The sequence below is a fragment of the Nocardia brasiliensis IFM 10847 genome (assembly GCF_000710915.1).
GTDB classification, from domain to species: domain Bacteria; phylum Actinomycetota; class Actinomycetes; order Mycobacteriales; family Mycobacteriaceae; genus Nocardia; species Nocardia brasiliensis_A.
Genome location: NZ_BAUA01000086.1, coordinates 13,996 through 37,639, shown reverse-complemented (window position 1 = coordinate 37,639; position 23,644 = coordinate 13,996). Strand labels below are relative to the sequence as shown.

At 69.0% G+C, this 23,644-nt stretch carries 22 protein-coding genes and 1 pseudogene; 10 read left to right on the top strand and 13 right to left on the bottom strand.

Annotation, left to right across the window (positions count from 1 at the left end; genetic code table 11):
- Nucleotides 1–23 precede the first annotated feature (23 nt).
- The 4 genes from NBRGI_RS18260 to NBRGI_RS18245 all read right to left on the bottom strand — a co-directional run bounded on the left by NBRGI_RS18260 (nucleotide 24) and on the right by NBRGI_RS18245 (nucleotide 3,815).
- Nucleotides 24–1,181 (bottom strand): acyl-CoA dehydrogenase, encoded by a 1,158-nt coding sequence (locus tag NBRGI_RS18260; protein ID WP_029897851.1) that lies wholly within the window; start codon nucleotides 1,179–1,181, stop codon nucleotides 24–26.
- 159 nt (nucleotides 1,182–1,340) lie between these two features.
- Nucleotides 1,341–2,021: a TetR family transcriptional regulator gene (locus NBRGI_RS18255; protein ID WP_029897849.1), complete on the bottom strand. Its 681-nt coding sequence runs from the start codon at nucleotides 2,019–2,021 to the stop codon at nucleotides 1,341–1,343.
- Between the two features lie 56 nt (nucleotides 2,022–2,077).
- Nucleotides 2,078–2,578: a 5-(carboxyamino)imidazole ribonucleotide mutase gene (gene purE, locus NBRGI_RS18250; RefSeq protein WP_029897847.1), complete on the bottom strand. Its 501-nt coding sequence runs from the start codon at nucleotides 2,576–2,578 to the stop codon at nucleotides 2,078–2,080.
- A gap of 13 nt (nucleotides 2,579–2,591) precedes the next feature.
- Entirely contained in the window at nucleotides 2,592–3,815 is a 1,224-nt protein-coding gene (locus tag NBRGI_RS18245; RefSeq protein WP_036559722.1) for a 5-(carboxyamino)imidazole ribonucleotide synthase, read from the bottom strand.
- 38 nt (nucleotides 3,816–3,853) lie between these two features.
- On the opposite strand from NBRGI_RS18245, the pseudogene NBRGI_RS18240 reads away from it, so the two are divergent.
- A pseudogene (locus NBRGI_RS18240) lies at nucleotides 3,854–4,344 on the top strand (GtrA family protein); the annotation flags it as partial.
- Between the two features lie 59 nt (nucleotides 4,345–4,403).
- Here the strand turns inward: NBRGI_RS18240 and NBRGI_RS18235 are convergent.
- The 5 genes from NBRGI_RS18235 to NBRGI_RS18210 all read right to left on the bottom strand — a co-directional run bounded on the left by NBRGI_RS18235 (nucleotide 4,404) and on the right by NBRGI_RS18210 (nucleotide 8,135).
- Nucleotides 4,404–5,711: a sensor histidine kinase gene (locus NBRGI_RS18235; RefSeq protein WP_029897841.1), complete on the bottom strand. Its 1,308-nt coding sequence runs from the start codon at nucleotides 5,709–5,711 to the stop codon at nucleotides 4,404–4,406.
- Nucleotide 5,712: 1 nt separating this feature from the next.
- Nucleotides 5,713–6,390, bottom strand: coding sequence for a response regulator transcription factor (locus NBRGI_RS18230; RefSeq protein WP_014981983.1), 678 nt, complete (start codon nucleotides 6,388–6,390; stop codon nucleotides 5,713–5,715).
- Between the two features lie 22 nt (nucleotides 6,391–6,412).
- The gene (locus NBRGI_RS18225) at nucleotides 6,413–6,961 is read right to left on the bottom strand and encodes a PH domain-containing protein (protein ID WP_029897838.1); all 549 of its coding nucleotides are present in this window, start codon (nucleotides 6,959–6,961) and stop codon (nucleotides 6,413–6,415) included.
- A 129-nt stretch (nucleotides 6,962–7,090) separates the two neighbouring features.
- Complete coding sequence (locus NBRGI_RS18215; RefSeq protein WP_029897837.1) at nucleotides 7,091–7,891, bottom strand: biotin--[acetyl-CoA-carboxylase] ligase; 801 nt, start codon at nucleotides 7,889–7,891, stop codon at nucleotides 7,091–7,093.
- A 58-nt stretch (nucleotides 7,892–7,949) separates the two neighbouring features.
- The gene (locus tag NBRGI_RS18210; RefSeq protein ID WP_029897835.1) at nucleotides 7,950–8,135 is read right to left on the bottom strand and encodes a hypothetical protein; all 186 of its coding nucleotides are present in this window, start codon (nucleotides 8,133–8,135) and stop codon (nucleotides 7,950–7,952) included.
- A gap of 271 nt (nucleotides 8,136–8,406) precedes the next feature.
- Between NBRGI_RS18210 and NBRGI_RS18205 the strand changes: the two genes are divergently transcribed.
- From NBRGI_RS18205 to NBRGI_RS18195, 3 genes are all read left to right on the top strand, one after another.
- On the top strand, nucleotides 8,407–10,047 hold the full coding sequence (locus NBRGI_RS18205) for an acyl-CoA carboxylase subunit beta (RefSeq protein WP_029897833.1): 1,641 nt from the start codon (nucleotides 8,407–8,409) through the stop codon (nucleotides 10,045–10,047).
- 134 nt (nucleotides 10,048–10,181) lie between these two features.
- Nucleotides 10,182–10,511, top strand: a complete 330-nt coding sequence (locus NBRGI_RS18200; protein ID WP_029897831.1) for an acyl-CoA carboxylase subunit epsilon — start codon at nucleotides 10,182–10,184, stop codon at nucleotides 10,509–10,511.
- Entirely contained in the window at nucleotides 10,508–11,143 is a 636-nt protein-coding gene (locus NBRGI_RS18195) for a nucleoside triphosphate pyrophosphatase (protein ID WP_029897829.1), read from the top strand. Before NBRGI_RS18200 ends, NBRGI_RS18195 begins: the two co-directional genes overlap by 4 nt.
- Here NBRGI_RS18195 and NBRGI_RS18190 read toward each other — a convergent pair.
- Nucleotides 11,069–11,881 (bottom strand): helix-turn-helix transcriptional regulator, encoded by an 813-nt coding sequence (locus NBRGI_RS18190; RefSeq protein WP_029897827.1) that lies wholly within the window; start codon nucleotides 11,879–11,881, stop codon nucleotides 11,069–11,071. The two genes, NBRGI_RS18195 and NBRGI_RS18190, sit on opposite strands and share 75 nt — an antisense overlap.
- A 166-nt stretch (nucleotides 11,882–12,047) precedes the next feature.
- Here NBRGI_RS18190 and NBRGI_RS18185 point away from each other — a divergent pair, with 166 nt between their 5' ends.
- The 3 genes from NBRGI_RS18185 to NBRGI_RS18175 all read left to right on the top strand — a co-directional run bounded on the left by NBRGI_RS18185 (nucleotide 12,048) and on the right by NBRGI_RS18175 (nucleotide 15,976).
- Nucleotides 12,048–12,962 (top strand): sulfurtransferase, encoded by a 915-nt coding sequence (locus tag NBRGI_RS18185; RefSeq protein WP_029897825.1) that lies wholly within the window; start codon nucleotides 12,048–12,050, stop codon nucleotides 12,960–12,962.
- A gap of 163 nt (nucleotides 12,963–13,125) precedes the next feature.
- Complete coding sequence (locus NBRGI_RS18180; RefSeq protein WP_029897823.1) at nucleotides 13,126–14,925, top strand: acetyl/propionyl/methylcrotonyl-CoA carboxylase subunit alpha; 1,800 nt, start codon at nucleotides 13,126–13,128, stop codon at nucleotides 14,923–14,925.
- 115 nt (nucleotides 14,926–15,040) lie between these two features.
- The gene (locus tag NBRGI_RS18175) at nucleotides 15,041–15,976 is read left to right on the top strand and encodes a patatin-like phospholipase family protein (RefSeq protein WP_029897821.1); all 936 of its coding nucleotides are present in this window, start codon (nucleotides 15,041–15,043) and stop codon (nucleotides 15,974–15,976) included.
- 83 nt (nucleotides 15,977–16,059) lie between these two features.
- Here the strand turns inward: NBRGI_RS18175 and NBRGI_RS45265 are convergent, their stop codons facing one another.
- Together NBRGI_RS45265 and NBRGI_RS18165 are read right to left on the bottom strand one after the other, a co-directional pair.
- Nucleotides 16,060–18,225 (bottom strand): serine/threonine-protein kinase, encoded by a 2,166-nt coding sequence (locus tag NBRGI_RS45265; protein WP_051727861.1) that lies wholly within the window; start codon nucleotides 18,223–18,225, stop codon nucleotides 16,060–16,062.
- Between the two features lie 255 nt (nucleotides 18,226–18,480).
- The gene (locus tag NBRGI_RS18165) at nucleotides 18,481–19,962 is read right to left on the bottom strand and encodes a serine/threonine-protein kinase (RefSeq protein ID WP_051727860.1); all 1,482 of its coding nucleotides are present in this window, start codon (nucleotides 19,960–19,962) and stop codon (nucleotides 18,481–18,483) included.
- Nucleotides 19,963–19,990: 28 nt separating this feature from the next.
- Here NBRGI_RS18165 and NBRGI_RS18160 point away from each other — a divergent pair, with 28 nt between their 5' ends.
- The 3 genes from NBRGI_RS18160 (at nucleotide 19,991) to NBRGI_RS18150 (ending at nucleotide 22,215) form a co-directional block, all read left to right on the top strand.
- The gene (locus NBRGI_RS18160) at nucleotides 19,991–20,416 is read left to right on the top strand and encodes a DUF1707 SHOCT-like domain-containing protein (protein WP_029897815.1); all 426 of its coding nucleotides are present in this window, start codon (nucleotides 19,991–19,993) and stop codon (nucleotides 20,414–20,416) included.
- 58 nt (nucleotides 20,417–20,474) lie between these two features.
- Nucleotides 20,475–21,806: an amidohydrolase family protein gene (locus tag NBRGI_RS18155; RefSeq protein ID WP_029897813.1), complete on the top strand. Its 1,332-nt coding sequence runs from the start codon at nucleotides 20,475–20,477 to the stop codon at nucleotides 21,804–21,806.
- A gap of 64 nt (nucleotides 21,807–21,870) precedes the next feature.
- Nucleotides 21,871–22,215: a hypothetical protein gene (locus NBRGI_RS18150; RefSeq protein ID WP_029897811.1), complete on the top strand. Its 345-nt coding sequence runs from the start codon at nucleotides 21,871–21,873 to the stop codon at nucleotides 22,213–22,215.
- 88 nt (nucleotides 22,216–22,303) lie between these two features.
- On the opposite strand, the gene lat is transcribed toward NBRGI_RS18150, so the two are convergent.
- Nucleotides 22,304–23,638 carry an L-lysine 6-transaminase gene (gene lat / locus NBRGI_RS18145; RefSeq protein WP_051727859.1) on the bottom strand — a complete coding sequence of 445 codons (1,335 nt, stop codon included), beginning with the start codon at nucleotides 23,636–23,638 and terminating at the stop codon, nucleotides 22,304–22,306.
- Nucleotides 23,639–23,644: the final 6 nt, after the last annotated feature.

Here is a 23,644-nt window from a genome sequence, read left to right as displayed (position 1 = left end):
CGTTGACTTCTCGCCCGTGGGGATCAGCGCAGCAGGGCGCGGCTCATGACGACGCGCTGGATCTGGTTGGTGCCCTCGTAGATCTGGGTGATCTTGGCGTCGCGCATCATGCGCTCGACCGGGAAGTCGGTGGTGTAGCCGGCGCCGCCGAAGAGCTGGACGGCGTTGGTGGTGACCTCCATGGCCACGTCGGAGGCGAAGCACTTGGCGGCGGCGGAGATGAAGCCGAGGTTCTTCTCGCCGCGCTCGGCGCGGGCGGCGGAGGTGTAGACCATGAGGCGGGCGGCCTCGATCTTCATCGCCATGTCGGCGAGCATGAACTCGGTGTTCTGGAAGCTGGCGATGGTCTTGCCGAACTGCTTGCGGTCCTTGGTGTAGGCGATCGCGGCGTCCAGCGCGCCCTGGGCGATGCCGACGGCCTGCGCGCCGATGGTCGGGCGGGTGTGGTCGAGGGTCTGCAGCGCGGTCTTGAAACCGGTGCCCGGCTCGCCGACGATCCGGTCACCCGGCACCCGGCAGTTCTCGAAATACAGTTCGGCCGTGGGCGATCCCTTGATGCCGAGCTTGTGCTCGAGCGGGCCGACGACGAAACCTTCGTCGTCCTTGTGCACCAGGAAGGCCGAAATACCGTTGGCGCCCTTGTCCGCATCGGTCACCGCCATGACGGTGTACCAGGAAGACTTGCCGCCGTTGGTGATCCAACACTTGGAGCCGTTGAGGATCCAGTCCTCGCCCTCCTGCTTGGCCCGGGTGCGCATGCTCGCGGCGTCCGAACCGGCCTCACGCTCGGACAGCGCGTAGGAGGCCATCTCACCGTTGACAATATCGGGCAGCACCTGCTGCTTGAGTTCCTCGGAGCCGTTGAGGATCAGGCCCATGGTGCCGAGCTTGTTGACCGCGGGAATGAGCGAGGAGGAACCGCAGACGCGCGCGACCTCTTCGATCACGATGCAGGTGGCGACGGAATCCGCGCCCTGGCCGCCGTAGGCCTCGGGCACGTGCACCGCGTTGAAGCCCGCCGCGTTCAGCGCGGACAGCGCCTCCTCGGGGAAGCGGGAGTTACCGTCGACGTCCTTGGCGTGCGGAGCGATCTCCTTCTCCGCCAGCCCGCGGATGGCCGCACGCAGTTCGTCGTGGAAGTCCTCGAGCTGGAACAGGTTGAAATCGGGGTTTCCCGCCATGGGGCTCACTCCTGGTCGTCGGTACACGCCGGCACTGCCCGAGCATTGCCGCACTTCGGCACTCGGTGCCACATCTTGGCCCAGTGTACGCCCACATGCCACTGCAACGTGCGACTATCTCCTGGCACTCAGTGTCAGGTTGGTCGCACTGGACCTGAATCAAAGACTACCGAGCTTGCGCGCCACCAGATCGGCGACCTGCCGGGGCGGGGTGTCGCGCGGAAACACCGCGACCACCAGTTCGTCGGCCGCCGCCCGCCTGCCGTCGCCGCGCGGAATCGCCGCGAGTTCCACCCGCAGGTCCGCGGCACCGGCGTCGGATTCGCCGCGCACCATCCGGCGCAGCAGGTAGTTGTGGGTCGCGGTGACCGCGGCCGTGTACTGCACCCGGGCCAGGTCGGGCACCTCCGGCAGGCGTTCCCGCAGATAGTCGGTGAACAGCCGCTCGTACCGGAAGACCGTCACGATCTCCCGTTCCCGCAGCGCGGGGACCCGGCGCACCACCTGATACCGCCGCGCCGCGATCTCGCGCCACTGGGTGAACCGCACGAAGACCTGGACCACGGCCTCGCACACGATCTCCCACGGATCTCCCGGCGTGGCCGCCAGGAATTCGGCCGCCCGCGCCAGCTGCGACTCGTGATCGGCGAAGATCACATCCTCTTTCGAGCGGAACTGCCGGAAGAACGTGCGCCGCGAGATCCCCGCCGCCTCCGCGATCTCGTCGACCGTCGTCGCCTCATACCCCTTCTCGGCGAACAACCGCAACGCCTGATCGACCACCGCCAGCCGAAACTCCGCGTTGTCCTCCCCCCGCACCCGCCCCTCACCAGTAGTCACCAACCAACCGTAGCGAGCCGCGGGCCCCGGCGAGCGCCGCGACCTTCGCGGATCGCTCAGCCGAGGAGTTTGGTGCGCAGCGCCTCGTCTTTGTCGAGGACCATTTGTTCCAGGGCGGCTTGGAACTGTTCCATGCGGGTGCGCAGGGCGGGGTCGTGGGCGGCGAGGATGCGGACGGCGAGCAGGCCCGCGTTGCGGGCGCCGCCGATGGAGACGGTGGCGACCGGGACGCCAGCGGGCATCTGGACGATGGAGAGCAGCGAGTCCATGCCGTCGAGGTGCTTCAGCGGGACGGGGACGCCGATGACGGGCAGCGCGGTCGCGGAGGCGACCATGCCGGGCAGATGGGCGGCGCCGCCCGCACCGGCGATGATGACCTGGAGGCCGCGGCCCGCGGCCTCGCGCGCGTAGTCGAGCATCCGCTGCGGGGTGCGGTGCGCCGAGACGACACCGACCTCGAACCGGATCCCGAACTCCGCCAGCGCTTCCGCGGCGGCCTCCATGGTCGGCCAGTCGGAGTCGCTGCCCATGATCAGGCCTACCTGCGGAGTGGTCATGCGTGCGCCTCGCTCACTGGTGGGGATCCCATCCATCCGTCCATACCGCGCGCGACATCCACTGCGCCGCGCGTTCGGCCTTCTCCCGCACCTCGGCGACGTCGTCACCGAGGATGTTGATGTGCCCGATCTTGCGATCCGGGCGTTCGCCCTTGCCGTACAGGTGCACCTTCGCGTCGGGCATCCGCGCGAACAGGTGGTGCAGCCGCTCGTCCATGGTCATCGCGGGCGCCTCGGCCGCGCCGAGAATATTGGCCATCACGGTGACCGGGGCCAGCGGGCTGGTGTCGCCGAGCGGATAGTCCAGCACCGCGCGCAGATGCTGCTCGAACTGACCGGTGCGCGCGCCGTCCATCCCCCAGTGCCCGGAGTTGTGCGGCCGCATCGCCAGCTCGTTGATCAGCAGCTCGCCGTCGTGGGTTTCGAAGAGCTCGACCGCCATCGCCCCGACCACACCGAGTTCCTTGGCCAGGTGCAGTGCCAGCATCTCCGCCTGCGCCGCCAGGTCGTCGTCGAGGTCCGGCGCGGGCGCGATCACCACGGCGCACTGGCCGTTGCGCTGCACGGTCTCGACTACCGGCCAGGTCGCGGCCTGTCCGAACGGCGAGCGCGCGACCATCGCCGACAGCTCCCGCTTCAGCTCGACTTTCGCCTCGGCGAGCAACTGCACGCCGTGCGCGAGCTGCTCGGTGACGATCGTGGTGGCCTCGGCCGCGGTCGCGGGCATCCAGACACCGCGGCCGTCATAACCACCACGCACCGCCTTGAGCACGACGGCCCATCCGTGCTCGTCCCCGAACCGCACCGCGTCCTCGACCGAACCGACCGGCGTGAACGCGGGCACGGGCAGGCCGAGCTCGGACAGCTTCAGCCGCATGGCGAGCTTGTCCTGCGCGAACACCAGTGCCTGCGGCGGCGGCTGCACGTTCACGCCCTCGGCGACCAGCGCCGCCAGGTGTTCGGTGGGCACATGCTCGTGATCGAAGGTCAGCGCGTGCGAGCCGACCGCGGCCTTGCGCAACGCGGCCAGGTCGGTGTGACTGCCGAGCACGACCTCGGGGCTGACCTGGGCGGCCGGGTCGTCGGGGCGTTCGGCGAGCACCCGTAGCCGCTGGCCGAGCGCGATGGCGGCCTGGTGCGTCATGCGCGCCAGCTGACCACCGCCGATCATGGTGACGGTGGGCATACCCGAGGATTCGAAGGAACGTACTGCGTCCACGTCGGACAATATTGTCATGTCCGGCGCGAATGACCCCGACCGGTACACTCGGCCCCGTGTCATTCGTCGACGACGTGGTCCGCGTCCTCCCCAGGCCTCTCGCGAGGATCGCGTTCCGGCATCGGGAACTGATCAAGTTCGCGATCGTCGGCGCGACCACGTTCGTGATCGACAGCGGCATCTTCTACGTCCTGAAGTGGACCGTACTGTCGGAGAAACCGGTCACCGCCAAGATCATCTCCGGCGTCATCGCCGTCATCGCGTCCTACATCCTCAACCGGGAATGGTCCTTCCGGAACCGGGGCGGGCGCGAACGACACCATGAGGCGCTGCTGTTCTTCGGCGTCAGCGGCGTCGGCGTGGTGCTGGCCTTCATCCCGCTGTGGATCTCCAGCTACGTCTTCGACCTGCGCCAGCCCGACGTGAGCTTCACCGTCGAGAACATCGCCGACTTCATCAGCGCCTTCATCATCGGCAACCTGCTGCAGATGGCGTTCCGCTTCTGGGCGATGCGCCGCTGGGTCTTCCCCGACGAGATGAACGAGATCGCCGCCGAATTCGACGAGATCGTCGAAGAGCAGTTCGGCCGTAACTGAGGCCCCTGACTCACCGCGGTTCCGGCACCACCGAGTTCTGCGTCCGGTACGCGGCCGAATTCAGGAACACCGCGAACAGCGCGGGCCTGCGCCGCTGCAATTCCAGCCGCCCGCCGTCGGCCTCGACCAAGGCCCGCGCCAGCGCCAGCCCCACACCGGTCGAGCCGCCCGCGGAGAAGCCGCGATCGAAGATGTGCGGCGCGAGTTCGTCCCGAATGCCGTCGCCCTCGTCGGCGACCTCCACACAGACCAGCGGATCGCGGTCGATACCGGGCCGCACCGTGCGCACCGACACCGTGCAGGTGCCGCCCCCGTGCATGAGCGCGTTGTCGACGAGCACCGCGACCGCCTCGCGCAGCCGGGAGCCCGTGATCGGCGCGCGCAGCGACTCGTCGCCGATGAGCGTCAGCGTGCGACCGGCCTCGGAGAACGGATGCGTCCATTCGGCGACCACGCCGCGCAGCTCCTCCATCACCGGCACCGGGTCGAGGTCGGCGGCGTCCTCGTCCCGAGACGCGCGGACCAGGTCGTCGATCGCGTCGGTCAGCCGATCGACCTGTGCCATGGCCTCCTCGGCCTCGTGCACCACCTCGGGATCGGCGTGCGCGGAGAGCTCGTCGAGCCGCAGCCGGACCGCGGTGAGCCGGCTGCGCAGCTGGTGGGAGACGTCGGCGACCAGCGCGTGCTCGCGCTGCAGACGCCCGGCGATCTCCACGGTCGCCGAGTCGAGCACATCGGAGACCCGGTCCAGTTCGGAGATGCCGTGCCGGCGCGGGTCCGGGCGGAAGTCGCCCATGGCCAGTCTGGCGGCCCTGGCGGCCACGTCACGCAACGGATCGGCCACCCGCCGTGCGGTGACCACCGCGACCGACACCGCGGCGCCCAGCGAGGCGAGCACGGCCAGCGCCACCACCGCGACGGCCTGCTGCTGCCTGGCGTGCATCGGCGCGGAGGGCACCTCCAGCCGCAGCGAGCCGCGCTGGCCCATGGACAGCGATTCGACCAGCGGGTCCTGTACTTCGTCCACGCCGATGTCCACCCGCGACGCGTTGTCCTGCGGGGCCGGATAGACGATGGTGAGCTTCGCGTCCGCGGGCAGCACCGGTTCCATCGCGCGCGTGTCCAGTTCCCCGAGCACCATGCCGTCGCCGTGCTCCTGCACGATGATGGCCGCGGCGATCCGTTCCAATTTGCTCTGCAGATCGTCGCGGGTGATGTCCTCGACCCAGAGCCAGGCCGTGTAGACGAGCGGCACGCCGAGCACCACCGTGGTGAGCATCAGCACGGTGAGCATGGACCGCAGGATTCTGCGCCGCACGTCAGTCGGTGTTCAGCCGGAAGCCGACACCGCGGACGGTGACGATGCGCCGCTCGGCCATCGGGCCCTCGTCGCCGATCTTGCGCCGCAGCCAGGACATGTGCATGTCCAGCGTCTTGGAGCCGCGCAGCTCGGCGTCGCCCCAGACCTCGCGCAGGATGGTCTCGCGCGGCACCACCTGTCCGGCCCGGTCGATCAGCACTTTCAGCAACTCGTATTCCTTGTTGGCCAAACCGATCTCGGCGCCGTTCACCAGCACCCGGCGCGCGGCGGGCTCCAGCCGGATGCCGCCGACCTCCACGGTGTCGTCGCCGATTCCGCTGCGGCGCAACAGGGCTCGCACCCGCGCCAGCAGTTCGGCGAGCCGGAACGGCTTGCCGACGTAGTCGTCGGCGCCCGCGTCGAGGCCGACCACGAAATCGACCTCGTCGGTGCGAGCGGTGAGCATCAGCACGGCGATGTCCGCGCCGCTGGCCCGGACCTGACGGCACACCTCCAGCCCGTCCATGCCCGGCAGGCCGAGGTCGAGGATCAGCAGATCGTGATGCCCTTCCAGGGCTCGTTCGAGCACGGCCGGACCGAAGCGCTCGACGGTCACCGAGTACCCCTCGCGCCCCAGGGCGCGCGACAACGGCGCGGCGATCGCCTCGTCGTCTTCAGCTAGCAGTACGGCCGTCATATGCCCAGGTTAACGCGAACGCTCATCGATAGTCGCCGCGCTCGCGCGAGTACGCGTCGCGACCGTTGTCACCCTGCTCGACCTCGAAGACCTGGTGGTACAGCAGCGCGTGCACCTTCTGCACCGCCGGGATGTCGTCGAACTCGAGCGGCTCCGAGGACGACGATTCGATGATGAGCGTGCCGGTGCCGAGCATCCGGTCGAAGATCCCGTGCCGGAACTGCACGCTGGAGATGCGGCTCATCGGAATGTCGATGCCGGTGTGCGTCAGCACGCCCTGGCGCACCAGCACGCGCCGGTCGGTGATGATGAAATGCGTCGACTTCCAGCCGAGAATTGGTGCGACACAACGCCATACGACGATGATCAGCCAGATCGCGAGCACCGCGATCAGCAGCGCGGTACGCGCGGTTCCCTCGGGCGCTTTGCGCGAGGCCAGGCCCCCCGCGAACCCGGCGAGTGCGGTGGCGACGATCAGCGTCACGATCGGCCAGAACAGCATCTTCCAGTGCGGATGACGATGCAGAATCAGCTGCTCTTCCGGCGCAAGCACATCCTCCGGATAACCCATGGTCGAACAGTACCGCGTGCAGATGCCGAAATGCCTGACACCGCACCGCGTCGTGCTGCACAATCGCCGGCCGGCGCGTACCGGCACCGCGATGTCCTACACCGAGATTCGAGTGCGGGGACAGGCGACTCAGTAGTCGGCGCGCAGATGCGTGACATCGCCCGCGGAGACCGGCCGATCACCGATCAGCAGGCGGCCCGCGTCATCGATATCGGTGGCGACGCCGGTCAGCGTCTGACCGCCGGGCAGTTCGGCGCGCACCTGCTTGCCCAGCGTCGCGCACCGTTCGCGGTAGGCGGCGGCCAGGTCGGCGGTCTTCCAGCCCGCGTCCCGCCACGCGGTGAAGCGGCGCGCGAACTCGGTCAGCATCGCCTGCACGAGCTGCGTCCGATCGGTATCGCCCGCACCGGCCAGCAACAGCGAAATGGCATGCGGCACCGGCAGTTCGGCCTCGGTGAGACTCACGTTGAGCCCCATGCCGATCACCACGGCCGGCACCTCGCCGCTCACCGCGACCTCGGCCAGGATGCCCGCCACTTTGCGGCCATCGATCAGCACATCGTTGGGCCATTTGAGGTTCGCGTGCACACCGGCGGTCGCGCGCAGTGCGTCCACCACGGCGATGCCGGTGAGCAACGGCAGCCAGCCGAGGACCGCGGGCTCGATCCCGGGTAGCCGCACCAGCAGCGACATCGAGATCTGTGCCCGCGCCGGGCTGATCCAGGTGCGTGCGTGTCTGCCGCGCCCTTGCTCCTGCTGCTCTGCGAGGAGTACCGCGCGATCGGCGTCTGGTTCGCCTGCGCGCGCGATCAGGTCCGCGTTGGTGGACCCGGTCGACTCCACCACCTCGATGTGGTGGAAGAACGACAGCTCGGGCGACTCGATGAGACTGCGCCGCAACTGCTCTGCATCCAAAGGGGGCCTGTCCACACGGGCAGGCTACTCGGGGCGCGAGGTCGTGCCCGACACCCGCCGGGCACTGGTGGGCCTATCCGACCAGGTCGTAACCGCAGCTCGGCGCCCGGACTGCTCGCTCAGCGGGCGCGTCCTCCCCCTGCTCGACCTCGATGCGGAAGTCCGGATCGACGATCGTCGGCTCCGGCTCGGTCACCGGCCACCTGGTGAAAGCCGCCGCGGCGGCGTGTTCGGCTACGGTCGTGCTCCATCCCCACATTCTGTGCTCCTCCCCTGAGCTGCCTGGGCGGTGTAACTGTCTGCCTGGGCGTGTGTTCTCCCATCCCGGCTCCCCGTCGGAGCGCGAAAACTTGACCACTCCAGGGTATCCGGGCGCCCGGTCGCGGCGATACTCATTTTCTGCCGAATGGAAACGCCACCGACGACCTGGAACTTTCCCCGCACAACGTTGATCTAGCTGCACGTTTTTACCGGTCGGTAGCCCCTACTCGGTTAGAGAGAAGGACTGCCACTCGTTACACTCCGGAGCCATGACGAGTGTCCAGCAGCAGTCCGCGCAAGACCCGGCGGGCGCCCCCGACATCCACACCACCGCCGGGAAGCTGGCTGATCTGCGGAATCGGCTGGAAGAGGCCAAGCACCCGATGGGTGAGGCCGCGGTCGACAAGGTGCACGCCAAGGGCAAGATGACCGCCCGCGAGCGCATCCTCGCGCTGCTCGACGAGGGTTCCTTCGTCGAGCTCGACGCGCTGGCCCGCCACCGCAGCGTCAACTTCGGACTGGAGCAGAACCGCCCGCTCGGCGACGGCGTCGTCACCGGTTACGGCACCATCGACGGCCGCGACGTGTGCATCTTCAGCCAGGACGTCACCGTGTTCGGCGGCAGCCTCGGCGAGGTCTACGGCGAGAAGATCGTCAAGGTGATGGACCTGGCGCTCAAGACCGGCCGCCCGTTGATCGGCATCAACGAGGGCGCCGGCGCGCGCATCCAGGAGGGCGTCGTCTCGCTGGGCCTCTACGGCGAGATCTTCCACCGCAACGTGCAGGCCTCCGGCGTGATCCCGCAGATCTCGCTGATCATGGGCCCGGCCGCGGGTGGCCACGTGTACTCCCCCGCGCTGACCGACTTCGTGGTGATGGTCGACGGCACCAGCCAGATGTTCGTCACCGGACCCGACGTCATCAAGACGGTCACCGGCGAGGACGTCAGCATGGAGGACCTGGGTGGCGCGCACACCCACATGACGAAATCCGGTGTCGCGCACTACGTCGCCTCCGGCGAGCAGGACGCCCTCGACTACGTCAAGGATCTGCTGTCCTACCTGCCGAGCAACAACCGCGCCGAGGCGCCGCGCTTCCCGGCGTCGGATCCGATCGACGGCGCGATCGAGGACTCGCTCACCGACGAGGACCTCGAGCTGGACTCGATCATCCCGGACTCGCCGAACCAGCCGTACGACATGCACGAGGTGATCCGTCGCCTGCTCGACGACGACGAGTTCCTCGAGGTGCAGGCCGAGCGCGCGATGAACATCATCGTCGGCTTCGGCCGGATCGACGGCCGCAGCGTCGGCATCGTCGCCAACCAGCCGACCCAGTTCGCCGGCTGCCTGGATATCGACGCCTCGGAGAAGGCCGCGCGCTTCGTGCGCACCTGCGACGCGTTCAACATCCCGATCCTCACGCTGGTCGACGTGCCCGGCTTCCTGCCGGGCACCGGCCAGGAGTACAACGGCATCATCCGGCGCGGCGCGAAGTTGTTGTACGCGTACGGCGAAGCCACTGTGGGAAAAATCACGGTCATCACCCGCAAGGCCTACGGCGGCGCCTACGACGTCATGGGTTCCAAGCACATGGGCGCCGACGTGAACCTGGCCTGGCCCACCGCGCAGATCGCGGTGATGGGCGCGTCCGGGGCGGTCGGTTTCGTCTACCGCAAGAAGCTGCAAGACGCCGCCAACAGCGGCGATGACGTCGACGCGCTGCGGCTCGAGCTGCAGAACGAGTACGAGGACACCTTGGTGAACCCCTACGTCGCCGCCGAACGCGGTTACGTGGACGCGGTCATCCCGCCCTCGCACACCCGCGGTCAGATCGTGTCGGCACTGCGGCTGCTCGAGCGCAAGATGGTCAGCCTGCCGCCGAAAAAACACGGCAACATCCCGTTGTGATCAAGCGATACCCTCGGTACGCCGCGCACACTGGTGAGAGCGACGCAATGAGTGGATCCGAAAATGATCGCGTCATCGACCGCTAGTTTCGAACAAGGAACACGCCTGATCAGGCAAAGAGAGGATCTGGCACTGTGACGACCGTGGCAGAAGAAGATGTGTTGACCGCCGCCGAACTCGACCTCTCCGTCGGCGCGCTGCCCGACCAGGCCGAGTCGGCCGAGGGCACGGCGGCCGCCGCCGACACCGCCGCGACCGGAGAGCCGTTCTTCCGCGTGCTGAAGGGCAACCCCAGCGACGAGGAGATCGCCGCGCTGGTCTGCGTGCTGTCCGCGGCCGCCGAGGACGCCGCCGTGGGTCCGAGCGGCCCGACCGACATGTGGGGCCGCCCCACCTTCATGCACCGGGGCACCTCGCCGTTCTCGCCCTACGCCTTCCCGCAGCTGTCGCACCTGCGCGGGTGACCGCCTTCGTTCTCGCTTCCGCGTCCCCGGCCCGCCGGGAAGTGCTCCGCTCGGCGGGCATCGACCCGGTCGTGCGGGTATCGGCGGTGGACGAGGACGCTGTCGCGGCCGCACTGCCCGCAGGCACCGCACCGCGGGTCGTGGTCGTCGAACTGGCCAGGGCGAAAGCCTTGGCGGTGGCCGCGACCATTCCCGAACTGAGCGCCGATTGTGTTGTCGTCGGCTGTGATTCGATGCTGCTGGTGGACGGCGAGCTGCAGGGCAAGCCGCACACCGCCGCGGTCGCCCGAGCCCGCTGGGGCGAAATGGCCGGGCGCAGCGCCGATCTGGTGACCGGACACTGCGTACTGCGGCTGCGGAACGGCGAGTGCACCGCCGAGGCCCTCGACTGCAGTTCCACCACAGTGCATTTCGGCAAGCCCGAACCCGACGAACTCGACGCCTACATCGCGACCGGCGAACCGCTGCAGGTCGCGGGCGCGTTCACCCTGGACGGCCTGGGCGGCTGGTTCATCGATCGGATCGAGGGCGATCCGTCCAGCGTGATCGGTATCGGCCTACCACTGCTGCGCCGACTGCTTGGCGATGTTGGGGTCGCCGTTACGCAGCTGTGGGGCGATCCGGCCCGCTGACGGCGGCGCGATCACCGGTTCCACCGACGCGGCCGCGTCGCCGACCGCGGCCACCGCGGCGACCTCACGATTGTCCGGCTCGCGGCGCGCGTCCTGTTCCCGCCGCGCCAGCAGTTCCAACCGGACCACGCAGAGTTCCGGCTCGACGAACGGGTGCAGGCGCACGTTCACCTCGCCGCGCGCGCCGTTGCGATCCAGGACCTCTTTGATCAGCCCGAGGTGCACGCCGCACACCACCTCCGAGTGCGTGCGCGCGAGCTCGCGCAGCGGGCACGCGGTGAGGCGGACCAGCACCTGCTCGGCGGTGTCGTTGTTCGGATCGCGTTCGGGAGCGAAGCCCAGCTCCGAAAGCAGCGTCATGGTGACGTCTTTCGCGTCCTCCAGCGATTCCACCCGATGATCGCCGACGTCCAGCTTCGCGCCCCAGGCCCGGCCGGCCGCGATGGCCGCCTCCGAGCGCCTGCGCGGATCGGGACCGAGCTGATCGGCGAGCACCTGTGCGAGATCCTGGTAACCAACCGATCGCTGTACCGCGCTGTAACCGATCCGCGGACGCCCGCGACCACGCGGCGGTTGCTGGAATTGGCGCACCAGGGATTCCCGGGTGAGCACGTCTAGATGAAACCGAACCGTGGTGACGTGTTGTCCGGTGATTCTGGCCAGTTCCTGGGCGTCGAGAGGCTCGCTGGCGCCACGTAGGATCGCGAGCAGTCGCCGCCGCGGCCAAGAATCGGACATAGCTCACCCCTCCTCCCGGGAGACTTTATCGGATGCAGGTGCGATTTATTCGCTCATTCAGCCGATTTGTGATCTGAAACGAAAGCAACTATCGCCTCACACTTACCATCGCTGTGAGACCTGAACCGCCGTAACCGCCGTCTACCTCGCGCTAAGGACCCACAACGTGCCCGCTGCTCCGGACCCTCATCCCTCATTCGGTGCTTACCCAGATCCTCACCGACTAGTAACCACAGAGTGGCTGTCGGCAAACATCGGCACGTCCGGACTCAAGATCGTCGAGTCCAACGAGGACATATTGCTGTACGACATCGGGCATGTACCCGGTGCCATCAAGATCGACTGGCGCGGCGATCTCAACGACCCGGTCACCCGCGACTACATCGACGGCGCCCGATTCACCGAGTTGATGCGCGCCAAGGGAATCGAGCGAGACGATACCGTGGTGATCTACGGCGACCGGGGCAACGCGCAGGCGGCGCACACATTGTGGGTCTTCACTTTGTTCGGGCACGAGGATGTGCGATTGCTGGACGGCGGCCGCGACGCCTGGATTTCCGAGGAACGCGACACCACCTTCGACACTCCCTATCTTTCCGTCAGCGACTATCCGGACGTGGTCCGCGACGACAGCAGCGCGCGGGCCTTCCGCGAGGACGTGCTCGCCCACTTCGGCCGACCACTGCTCGACGTGCGCTCACCGGAGGAATACTCCGGCGAACTTGTCCAGCCGCCGATCAATCCGGAGGATGCGGCACTGCGCGGCGGGCACATCCCGACCGCGACCAACATTCCATGGACCGAGGCATTCGGCAACGACGGCCGCTTCCGTTCCCGCGCCGAACTGGACGCGGTGTACGGCGAGCTGGCGGGCGCGGACGACGTGATCGTCTACAGCCGGGTCGGCGAACGTTCCAGCCACACCTGGTTCGTGCTGCGGTATCTGCTCGGCATCGAGGCGGTGCGCAACTACGACGGTTCGTGGACCGAGTGGGGCAACTCGGTGCGCATGCCGATCGCCAAGGGGGCTGAACCCGGTGCGGCTCCGGCAGCCGCGGGCCGGCGCGCTCGCGCCAGGTAGCGCATGCTCGGCGTTCTCGCCGGATAGGCGGTGTGTGATACCCGACCTACTGTCCAGTAGGACTGGCCGAGTTCGGCGTCTGTTGGCAGACTGCCTACACTCGCCCGAGACGTAGTTCTGTCGACCTCGGGGCGACCAAAAGAGATTGCACACAGGAGGCTCAGTGCCCAGCCACGCCAGCGCACGGATCACGAAGGTACTCGTAGCTAACCGAGGCGAGATCGCCGTGCGCGTGATCCGGGCAGCCAAGGACGCAGGCATCGGCAGCGTCGCGGTCTACGCGGAGCCCGACGCGGACGCTCCCTTCGTGCAGCTCGCCGACGAAGCCTTCGCCCTCGGCGGCCAGACCTCGGCCGAGTCGTACCTCGTGTTCGACAAGATCCTCGACGCGGCCGCCCGGTCCGGCGCCGACGCGATCCACCCCGGCTACGGATTCCTTTCCGAGAACGCCGACTTCGCCCAGGCCGTCCTCGACGCCGGGCTGATCTGGATCGGCCCGTCCCCGCAGTCCATCCGCGACCTCGGCGACAAGGTCACCGCCCGGCACATCGCCGAGCGCGCCAAGGCCCCGATGGCCGCGGGCACCAAGGACCCGGTGAAGAACGCCGACGAGGTCGTCGAGTTCGCCAAGCAGTACGGCGTGCCGGTCGCGATCAAGGCCGCCTTCGGTGGCGGCGGACGCGGCATGAAGGTCGCGCACACCATCGAGGAGATCCCCGAGCTCTTCGAGTCGGCCACTCGCGAGGCGATCGCGGCGTTCGGCCGCGGCGAATGCTTCGTCGAGCAGTACCTGGACAAGGCCCGCCACGTCGAGGCGCAGGTGATCGCCGACCAGCACGGCAACGTGGTGGTCGCGGGCACCCGCGACTGCTCGCTGCAGCGCCGGTTCCAGAAGCTGGTCGAAGAGGCCCCCGCGCCGTTCCTGTCCGACGACGTGCGCGCGAAGATCCACGCCTCGGCCAAGGCCATCTGCCGGGAAGCCGGCTACTACGGCGCGGGCACGGTCGAGTACCTGGTGCAGGGCGAGACGGTGTCCTTCCTCGAGGTCAACACCCGTCTGCAGGTCGAGCACCCGGTCACCGAGGAGACCGCCGGCATCGACCTGGTGCGCCAGCAGTTCCGCATCGCCAACGGCGAAGAGCTGACCATCAAGGAAGACCCGACCCCGCGCGGGCACTCCTTCGAGTTCCGGATCAACGGTGAGGACGCCGGCCGCGGCTTCCTGCCGGCCCCCGGCCCGGTCTCGGTGTACCGCGAGCCCACCGGCCCCGGCGTGCGCGTGGACTCCGGCGTGGTCGAGGGCAGCGTGATCGGCGGACAGTTCGACTCCATGCTGGCCAAGCTGATCGTCACCGGCGAGAACCGCACCCAGGCCCTCGAACGGGCCCGGCGCGCGCTGGCCGAGTACCAGGTCGAGGGACTGGCCACGGTCATCCCGTTCCACCGCGCGATCGTCGAGGATCCGGCCTTCATCGGTGACGGCGAGAAGTTCGACGTCTACACCAAGTGGATCGAAACCGAGTGGACCAACACCGTGGAGCCGTACACCGGCGCCGCCCCGGTCGAAGAGGACGAGGCCCTGCCCCGGCAGAAGGTGGTCGTCGAGGTCGGCGGGCGTCGCGTCGAGGTGTCGCTGCCCGGTCAGTTCAGCCTCGGTGGCGGTGCCGCCGCCGCGGGCAACGGCGCCGGCGTCGTGCGCAAGAAGCCCAAGCCGCGCAAGCGTGGCGGCGCGGGCGGCGGCGCGGCCTCCGGTGACGCGGTCACCGCGCCGATGCAGGGCACCGTGGTGAAGGTCGCCGTCGAAGAGGGCCAGACCGTCGAGGCGGGCGACCTGATCGTGGTGCTCGAGGCCATGAAGATGGAGAACCCGGTCAACGCGCACAAGGCGGGCGTGGTCACCGGGCTCGCGGTCGAGGCGGGCGCCGCGATCACCCAGGGCACCGTGCTGGCCGAGATCAAGTAAGACGTTCCGAACACTGAGCGAGATCGAGTAGTGCTCGCGTAAACGTAGGGCGAACACCGCTTCGAGCGGGCGCTGGGCGCTGCCGCCCGCGCCCGCTCTGTCGTATCGTGGTCCGGTGACCAGTACGAGCGTCTCCGTTGTCGCGGAGCTGATCCGCGCGCGGCGCACCGCGGGCAGCCGTGCCGACGGCAATCGCCTGGTGCTCGTCATCGAGGGTGGCGGCAGTCGCGGCGTGTATTCCAGCGGCATGGTGTCGGCGCTCGAGGAACTCGGTCTCGCCACCGTGTTCGACGCGGTGTACGGCACGTCGGCGGGCGCGATCAACGCCGCGTGGCTGCTCTGCGGGCGCGCCGTGGCGGGGATGCGTTCCTGGACCGACCCGGACATCATGCGCCGTGCCATCGATCCGGCCCGGATGCTGCGCGGCCGACCGGCTTTCGATCTGCGCTACCTGGTGCATCAGGTCTACGACGGCATCGAGCCGATGGACTTCCCGGCAATCCTGGCCAACCCCACCACTTTTCATCCCATCGCCACCGACATCCGGACCGGACGGGCGGTGGACCTGCACCCGCACATCGTCGACAAGCGCACGCTGATGGGCGCGATCCGCGCCTCCGCGGGACTGCCCCTCCTGGCCGGGCCGCCGGTACGGCTCGGCGGCGCACAGTATTTCGACGGCGGCCTCACCGAAACGGTCCCGATCCGCACCGCCGTCCGCGCCGGCGCCACGCACGCGCTGGTGCTGCGCACCCGCCGGATCGACGAGCAGCGCCCACCCGCCTCGCTGCTGCACCGCGTGGTCGGCGGCGGCTACCTGCGCGCCGTCGCCCCCGGTGCCTACCGCGCCTGGATCCAGCGTCCGCAACAGCAGGCGATCGAGGATCGCGCGCTCACCGAACGCGGCGAGGCGGTCCTGCAGATTCACCCGCCACTCGGCTCCCCCGACGTCGACAGCGCCGCCCGCGACGTAGGACTGCTCGCCAAGGCCCTCGAAATCGGCCGCAACGCCGTCCACGCAGTCTTCGCCGACACCGTGCGCGTCGCCTGAGCCCACACCCGTTTCCGACCTCACGCACGCGCTGTGGCACGTGCGCTGTGACCTGGCAGAGCGGGCGCGGGAGGACAGAAGCGCTAGCTGAGGCGGACGGCGACGCCGTTGGAGAGGACGAAGTCGTGTAGTTCCAGGTGGGCCGGAGTGGATTCGGTCGGGACGTCGAAGACCAGTTGGGTGGTCGCGGACTGGCCGGGGGCCAGCTCGAACGAGTAGTTGTAGCTGTGCTGGGCGGCCTGCCACATGGTCGCGGTCGCGTTGTGGTCGAACGCGGTGCCCGCCGCGTCGAACAGGCGCTGGCCGAACGGCAGGAACCACTTCGCCTCGTCGGAGATGTTGCGGATCGCGAGCGTGACCACCACGAACGTACCGGCGGCCTGCTGCAGGCCGACCCGCCGCACGCCGGTATCGACATCGCTGACGACGAACTCGAACTTGCCGTCGCGCACCGCAGTTCCGGCTACGGCGGGCCCTGCCGGGCCGGGCTGTTCCGGCGGCGGTCCGGGGTTCTCCTCCGCCACGGCGGTCGGTGGCGGCGGCGCGGCCGTACTGCCGCCCGAATCCGCACTCCGATTGCCCGCCGCCAGCAACGCGAGGCACCCGGCCGCCAGCATGAACGGCGTCAGGAAGACGATGACCAAGGCGCCGACGACCTTCGAGACGAAACCGCGCTTGCGACGGCGCGGGCGGGCCGCAGGACGCCGCCGAGCCTGCGCGTACTTCGGCGGTTCGGCCGGAGCCGGAAAGACTTTGCGCCCGTAACCGACGGGATACCGCGACGGGACGACCGGCTGCTGCGAATCCTGCGGAACATATTGGGAAACAACAGGTCTCGGCTTGGACCGGACGAGTCCCAACTTCGCCGCGAGCGACCGGGGCGGCGTGGGACGATGCGGTACGACGGCCCCCGGCGCGCTGGTACCGAAACCCGCCTTGCCCGCCGGCGAACGCGGTGCAGGCAGCCGACTCCCGGGCTGCGAATACCCCTGCGCCGGCGCCGATACGACCGGCTCAGCAAGCCGGGTCGCCACCAACGTCGGCGTCGGCCCAGGCTCCGGCATCACCTTGGTCGGCGAAAGCCGCTTCGCCCCAACACTTCCCGCCGCAGAACCACTTCCCGCCGAGCGGCCGTCAAAAGAAGACGCGGCCGCGCCGATGGGCGGCAACGCTCTGGTCGGCGAAAGCCGTTTCACCCCATCCGCACCCACAGACGCGCCACTCACGGCTGATCCCGCATCGGCGGAAACGGCGGACACTCCGGCGGCAGGCATCACGCGCGTCGGCGAAAGGCGCTGCCCACGAGCGGGTCCCGGAGGCAAGCCAGCGGATCCGGGCGAACCGTTCGGGTCTAGGTGGGGTGAGCCGTCGCTCGGCAGCACCTTGGTGGGGGTCGGTGGCCGCACGGATTTCGTGGGCGGCGGGGGTAGCAAAGGGCGGCGGATGCCGATGGCCGCACTGGCCGCAGCCGCGAAATCCCCTGCACTCGGGTAGCGATCGGCGGGATTCTTGGCCATGCCGCGGGTGATGACGGCGTCGAGGGCGGCCGAGACGGCGGTGTTGCGGGCGCCCGCGCGGGGCGGATCGGTCATCAGGTGGGCGTGCATCTGCTGGGCGGGGTCGGTGTCACCGTAGGGCCGGGCACCGGTCAGGCATTCGTAGAGGACGCAGGCCAGCGAGTACACGTCGGAACGAGCATCCGCCGTGCCGGTGAACCGTTCCGGCGCCATGTAGGCCAGGGTGCCGATCGCCAACCCGGTGGTGGTGACCGCGGTCTGCCCGATGCCGTGCGCGATACCGAAGTCGATCAGATAGGCGAACCCGCTCGCGTGCACGACGATGTTCGACGGTTTGACATCCCGGTGCACCAGCCCGGCCCGGTGTGCCGCATCCAACGCGGCGGCGACCTGACCGACGATGCCGACGGACGTGGCCGGCCCCAACGCCCCGGCCGCGATCATGGTCGCCAGATCGGCGCCCTCGACGAACTCCATGTCGATGAAGAGCCTGCCGTCGATCTCCCCGAAGCGGTGGATACGCGGGATGCGCGGGTCACGCAGCCTCGACACCACTTCCGCTTCGCGCTCGAAACGCTTGCGGTAGCTCGCGTCGGCCGCGAGTTCGGTCGGCAACAGTTTCAGCGCGACCCAGCGCGCACCGGCATCGTCGTATGCCAGCCAGACCTGGCCCATGCCGCCCCGGCCGAGCAATCGATCCAGCCGGTAGCCCCCGAATCGCACCTCCCCCATCGCGAACCTCCAGTCACCGTCGACTTGTCCAGGCTCGGCCCGCCGGCCCCGATTACCTGCGGCTACACCGGAAAACACCTGCTCCGACCGCAGATACCAAAGGACCCAACCTCCTTCGCAGCGTAACCCCGCCCCGGCACCCCGGCCAGTGTGTCGTGAACGACACCCGCCGTGGTGACCGCCCCCGCATGACCCCGGGGACACCGGGGACAGCCGCGGATGCCGCGGCCTTCGATTCTCGCCGATCGTCGGCCGCTACTTGTCCTTGCCTGGTTTTCCGCGGCCGTGCCCGTTGCCGTTGTCGTGGCCGGAGCCACTGTGCTCGCTCTTACCGTTGTTGCCGTCCTCGACCCCGGCGGGTCCACCACGCCCCGGCTTAGCGGTATCCGGTTTCGGCGGTTCCGCACGGGGCGGTTCGGCGCTGGGCTCCGACGGCATCCAACTCGCGGCGCTCCCGACGGTGGGCACACAGCGCAGCAGCACGCCGTCCGCCCCGACACCACGCGCGGCGACGGCGGGATCACACGGCTGCCACGCGACCGGAACACCGGCGATCGGCGCGGCCGGAACCGATACCGCCGGAACAGGCGTGGGCACCGTCTCGACCGGCGAAGAAACCACACCGGAGGGCGTCAGCGGAGCCGAAGCCCTTGCGGACGAACCTTTTTCCCGATCGAGCGACTGCCCCAACCAGAGCACCAGCCCAACGGTGACCAGCAGGCCGACCAGCACGGCAGCGGCGATACGCGAATTCGCCTCCCGCCGTATCGGACTCGGCTGCGGCGCGGCCGCGGGCCGGGCACCGGCCGTCCGCTCCGGCCGGGTACTCGGCAGCGTCGCCGCCGACTCGGACGCCCGAAACGGCTGGCCCGGTGCGCTTGTCGTCGGCAGCACCACGGCCGCGGTCTCCACCGTCGGCACATCGAGCCCGGTGACCGCGGCATAGGCGGCGGCCGCCAGCTCACCCGCGTTCGCGCAGCGCTGCTCCGGCACCTTCGCCATGCCGCGGGCGATCACCGCATCGAGCGCGGCGGGAACCGCGGGATTCCAATCCGCGGCGAGCGGCGGTTCGGTCATCAGATGGGCGAGCAACGACTGTGCGGCGTCGGCGTTGCCGAACGGCCTTCGCGCGGTGAGACATTCGTAGAGCACGCAGGCCAGCGAATACTGGTCGGACCGCGCGTCCCCCGCTCCGGAGAAACGCTCCGGCGCCATATAGGCCAGCGTGCCGACCACATGGCTGCTCGTCGTCAGCGCGGGCTGGTCGATCCGATACGCAGTGCCGAAGTCGATCAGATGAACGTGGTCGTCCGGTCCGAGCATGATGTTGGACGGCTTGACATCTCGATGCACCAGCCCGGCCCGGTGTACGTCGTCCAGTGCCTGCGCGACCTGCATCACGATCCGCACCGCCCGCGCGGGCTCCAGCGGCCCTTCCTGCTGGAGCAGCGCCGCCAGGTCGACGCCCGCGATGAACTCCATGGCGAGGTAGAGCCGCCCGTCGTGTTCACCGAACGCGTGAATCGACGCCAGGTGCGGTCCGCGCACCTGCGCCGCCAGCCGCGCTTCCCTGGTGAATCGCTGCCGGTAGGCCGGCTCGGCGGCGTAGGCGGTCGAGAGCACCTTCAGCGCGACGGACCGTCCGGTGGTGTCGTCGTGAGCGAGCCACACCTGTCCGGTACCACCGCTGCCGAGCAAACGATCGAGGCGATAGTGACCGAACCACGTCGCACCCATATATGAAACCTCCCGCTAGCCTTTCCTCATGGAGGAGCTACCCGAAATCCGTATCGGCACCGCAGAGCGCGAGGATGCGATGCGGCGACTGTCCGATCATTTCGCGGCAGGGCGGCTCAGCGTCGCGGAATTCGACGAGCGCAGCGCGATCGTCGCGGCCGCCGTCACCCGCGGCGACCTGACGCAGGTGTTCACCGATCTGCCGGAGCCGCTCGCCAAAGCGGCTGCCGTGCCTGCGAAACCGGAGTCCGGGTTCCTCTCGGAGTGGCCCGAGCGGGTGATGGCCGTGATCCCGATTCTGGCCGTCGTACTGTTCTTCCTCACCGGCAGCTGGCTCTGGTTTCTGGCGATTCCGCTGGTCGGTGCGCTGCTGTTCGGTGGCAGGCACGGCGGCCACGGCGGCCACGGCGGTAGGCGGGAGCGCCGCAGCCGGCGCGATCCCGGAATTGACTGACTGACGCCGATTTTTCGGGTCATGACCGGCCCGAGCCGGTCGCCGTAGCGTCGAGGCCGTGACCCGATCCGCCCGACTGCGCCGCTGGTTGCTGTATCCGCTCGCGGGCGCGGTGGCGCTGCTCCTGCTGTCCATCGCGGCGGGTTACGCACACTACCGGCTCACGCTGTACAAGGCCGCGCCACGCCAGACCGGCAAGTTGGCACTGACCGGCGCCACCGTGCTCGTCGGCGCGGACCTGACACCGCACCCCAACGCGACCATCCTGATCGAGCACGGCCTGATCACGGCGATCGGCCCGGACGTGGCGATACCTCGGGACGCCGCACACCGGGATCTCACCGGCCGCACCGTGCTGCCCGGCCTGATCGATTCCCACGTGCACCTCAACGCGCCGGAGCTGGCCCGCGGCGAGCGCGCCGGCCTGCTGGACATGCCGGGCATCGTCGCCGACTGGTACCGCTATCACCCCGACAAGCGGCGAAACTTCCTGCGCAACGGCGTGACCACGGTCCGCAGCATGGGCGACGAGAACGAATGGGTGCACACCCTGCGGCGCCGGATCGCGGAAGACGACCTGGCGGGACCGCGCCTGCTGATCGCGGGACCGATCTTCACCACACCCGGCGGTCATCCGGTCACCACCCTCGGCGTCGAGCCGAATTCGGACGCGGTACGGCTCCCGGACAGTCCCGCGCGGGCGCGCGAGATGGTCCGTGCGCTGGTCACCGGCGCGGACCGGGTCGATCTGATCAAGGTGGTGCAGGAGCGCGGCAACCCGGAACGCAAAGTGCTGGAACCGATCCGGCCCGATATCCTCGCGGCGATCGTCGACGAGGCGCACCGCCATGACACGAAGGTCTTCGCGCACTGGGGAACTCGTGCCGACCTCGACGATCTGCTCGCGGCGGGCGTCGACGGGCTCGACCATCTGGAGCCCCGCGGCGTGCTGACCGGCTGGCCCGCGGGCTTTCCGGAAATCCTGGTGCGCCGCGGTATCACACTCGCGCCGACCCTCGCGGTGACCGACCCGGTCTTCGACGAGCCGACCAAAGCGGCGATTCGGCTGCGGGTCAAGGAGTTCCGCGACGCGGGCGGGCGGATCATCGCCGGTTCCGACGCCGGGATGCCCGGCGTCTATGCCGGGCCGGGGCTGATCCGCGAACTCGAGTTGCTCGTCGCCGCAGGCTTGTCCCCGCGCGAAGCGCTCCTCGCGGCCACTGTGACACCCGCCGCCGCCCTGCACGCCGACACCATCGGGGTGCTGGCACCTGGCCGCGCCGCCGACCTGCTCGTCGTCACCGGCGACCCGCTGACCGACATCACCGCGCTGCGCGCCGTCGACACGGTATTCCGGGACGGCCGCATCGTGCACGAAGCCGACCGATAGCCTCGACGTATCGCGCGGCGCCCGAGCGGACGCCGCCGCACATCGTCGAGGAGCGCGGACACGGATGGAACCGATCGAGATCAACGCGGGCACTTGGTATCTGCGCGCGCTACGTGCCGACGACCGCATCGACGATCGGCCCGCCCTGGCCCAGGGCGGCATCACCGACCCCGGCTACGTCGCCCTGCGCTTCGCGGGCTGGGTCGAGGAATCCCATTTCTCCTGGGCCGTCTGCGAACCGACCACCGCCGAACTGGTCGCCGAGGTCGGCGCGACCCCGGCGCCGGACGGCACCGCGAAACTCACCGGCTGGGCTCGTCCCGGCCATGAGCAGGCGCTCGATGCCGGGCTGAGCGCGGTGCAGCGGTTCGTCGAGGGCGCGCTCGGCTTACGCCCGCACACCGGCTGAGGGTGTTCGCACACCTCGCCGAGTCGTCACACTCCCAACCCGCCGTGGCGACGCACGGACCGGATTCCGGCGAGGTGTGCGAAGTGTGTCAGCCGAGCCGGTCGAGTACCCGGTCCAGCGCGTCGACCGCCTCGTCCAGTTCGGCCGCGGAGACGGTCAGCGGCGGACGGAAGCGAATGCCACGCTCGCCGGTGCCCAGGATCAGCACCCGCTCCTGCTCGCGCAGCGCGGTGAGCACCTCGTCCCGCAGCGCCACCGAGGACACGGTGACCGCGCACATCAGGCCACGACCGCGCGGCTCGCTGATGCTCGCATGCCGCTCGGCCAGCGACTCCAGCCGATCCAGCAGGTGCGCGCCGAGCGCCTTGGACCGATCGACCAGCGAATCCTGTTCCAGCACTTCGAGAATCCGGCGCACCCGCACCATATCGGTGAGGTTGCCGCCCCAGGTGGAGTTGATCCGCGAGTTCACCACGAACACGTTGTCGGGCACCTCGTCGACGCGCCCGCCCGCCATCACACCGCACACCTGGGTCTTCTTGCCGAAGGCGACGACATCGGGCTGCACGCCCAGTTGCTGGTAGGCCCAGGTGGTTCCGGTCATGCCGACGCCGGTCTGCACCTCGTCCAGCACGAACAGCGCGTCGTTCTCGTGACAGAGCTGCTGCATCGCCTGCAGGAACTGCGGCCGCAGGTGCCGGTCGCCGCCCTCGCCCTGGATCGGCTCGGCGATGAAACACGCGATGTCGTGCGGGTTTTCGGCGAAGGCGCGGCGCGCCTGGTCCAGTGCGCGCGCTTCCACCTCGGCGATATCGTGCGCGTCGCTCAGGTACGGCGACTCGATGCGCGGCCAGTCGAACTTGGGGAACCGCGCGACCTTCACCGGATCGGTGTTGGTCAGCGACATGGTGTATCCGGTGCGGCCGTGGAACGCGCCGGTCAGGTGCAGCACCTTGGTGCCGAGCTCCGATGGGCGGCCGTGCATCTCGTTGTGCCGGCTCTTCCAGTCGAACGCGATCTTGAGCGCGTTCTCCACGGCGAGGCCGCCGCCGTCGATGAAGAACAGGTGCGGCAGCCGGGGATCGCCCAGCACGCGCACGAAGGTCTCCACGAAGCGGGCCATCTCGACGGTGTAGATATCGGAGTTGCTCGGTTTGTTGATCGCGGCGGTCGCGATCTCCGCGCGGAACTCGTCGTCCTCGGCCAGCGCGGGGTGATTCATACCCAGGGCGTTGGACGCGAAGAAGCCGAACATGTCTAGGTAGGAGCTGCCGTCACGTTCGTCGACGAGCCGGCAGCCGCGGGACTTCTGTAGGTCGAGGACTAGTTCGAAGCCATCGGCGAGGATGCTGGCCGACAAGATCTCATGCACTCGGGCGGCGGGGGTGACCGCCGGGCGGGTGCGTTCCAGTTCGATGGTCACACCACC

Bases quoted from the DNA above. Each gene is read 5' to 3' on its own strand.
- NBRGI_RS18165 (WP_051727860.1), bottom strand. From the start codon at position 19,962: ATGGGTGCGACGTGGTTCGGTCACTATCGCCTCGATCGTTTGCTCGGC.
- NBRGI_RS18210 (WP_029897835.1), bottom strand. From the start codon at position 8,135: ATGTGGGGATGGAGCACGACCGTAGCCGAACACGCCGCCGCGGCGGCT.
- NBRGI_RS18150 (WP_029897811.1), top strand. From the start codon at position 21,871: ATGGAACCGATCGAGATCAACGCGGGCACTTGGTATCTGCGCGCGCTA.
- NBRGI_RS18260 (WP_029897851.1), bottom strand. From the start codon at position 1,181: ATGGCGGGAAACCCCGATTTCAACCTGTTCCAGCTCGAGGACTTCCAC.
- NBRGI_RS18245 (WP_036559722.1), bottom strand. From the start codon at position 3,815: ATGACAATATTGTCCGACGTGGACGCAGTACGTTCCTTCGAATCCTCG.
- purE (WP_029897847.1), bottom strand. From the start codon at position 2,578: ATGACCACTCCGCAGGTAGGCCTGATCATGGGCAGCGACTCCGACTGG.
- NBRGI_RS18190 (WP_029897827.1), bottom strand. From the start codon at position 11,881: ATGTCCGATTCTTGGCCGCGGCGGCGACTGCTCGCGATCCTACGTGGC.
- NBRGI_RS18230 (WP_014981983.1), bottom strand. From the start codon at position 6,390: ATGACGGCCGTACTGCTAGCTGAAGACGACGAGGCGATCGCCGCGCCG.
- NBRGI_RS45265 (WP_051727861.1), bottom strand. From the start codon at position 18,225: ATGGGGGAGGTGCGATTCGGGGGCTACCGGCTGGATCGATTGCTCGGC.
- NBRGI_RS18160 (WP_029897815.1), top strand. From the start codon at position 19,991: ATGGAGGAGCTACCCGAAATCCGTATCGGCACCGCAGAGCGCGAGGAT.
- NBRGI_RS18205 (WP_029897833.1), top strand. From the start codon at position 8,407: ATGACGAGTGTCCAGCAGCAGTCCGCGCAAGACCCGGCGGGCGCCCCC.
- NBRGI_RS18225 (WP_029897838.1), bottom strand. From the start codon at position 6,961: ATGGGTTATCCGGAGGATGTGCTTGCGCCGGAAGAGCAGCTGATTCTG.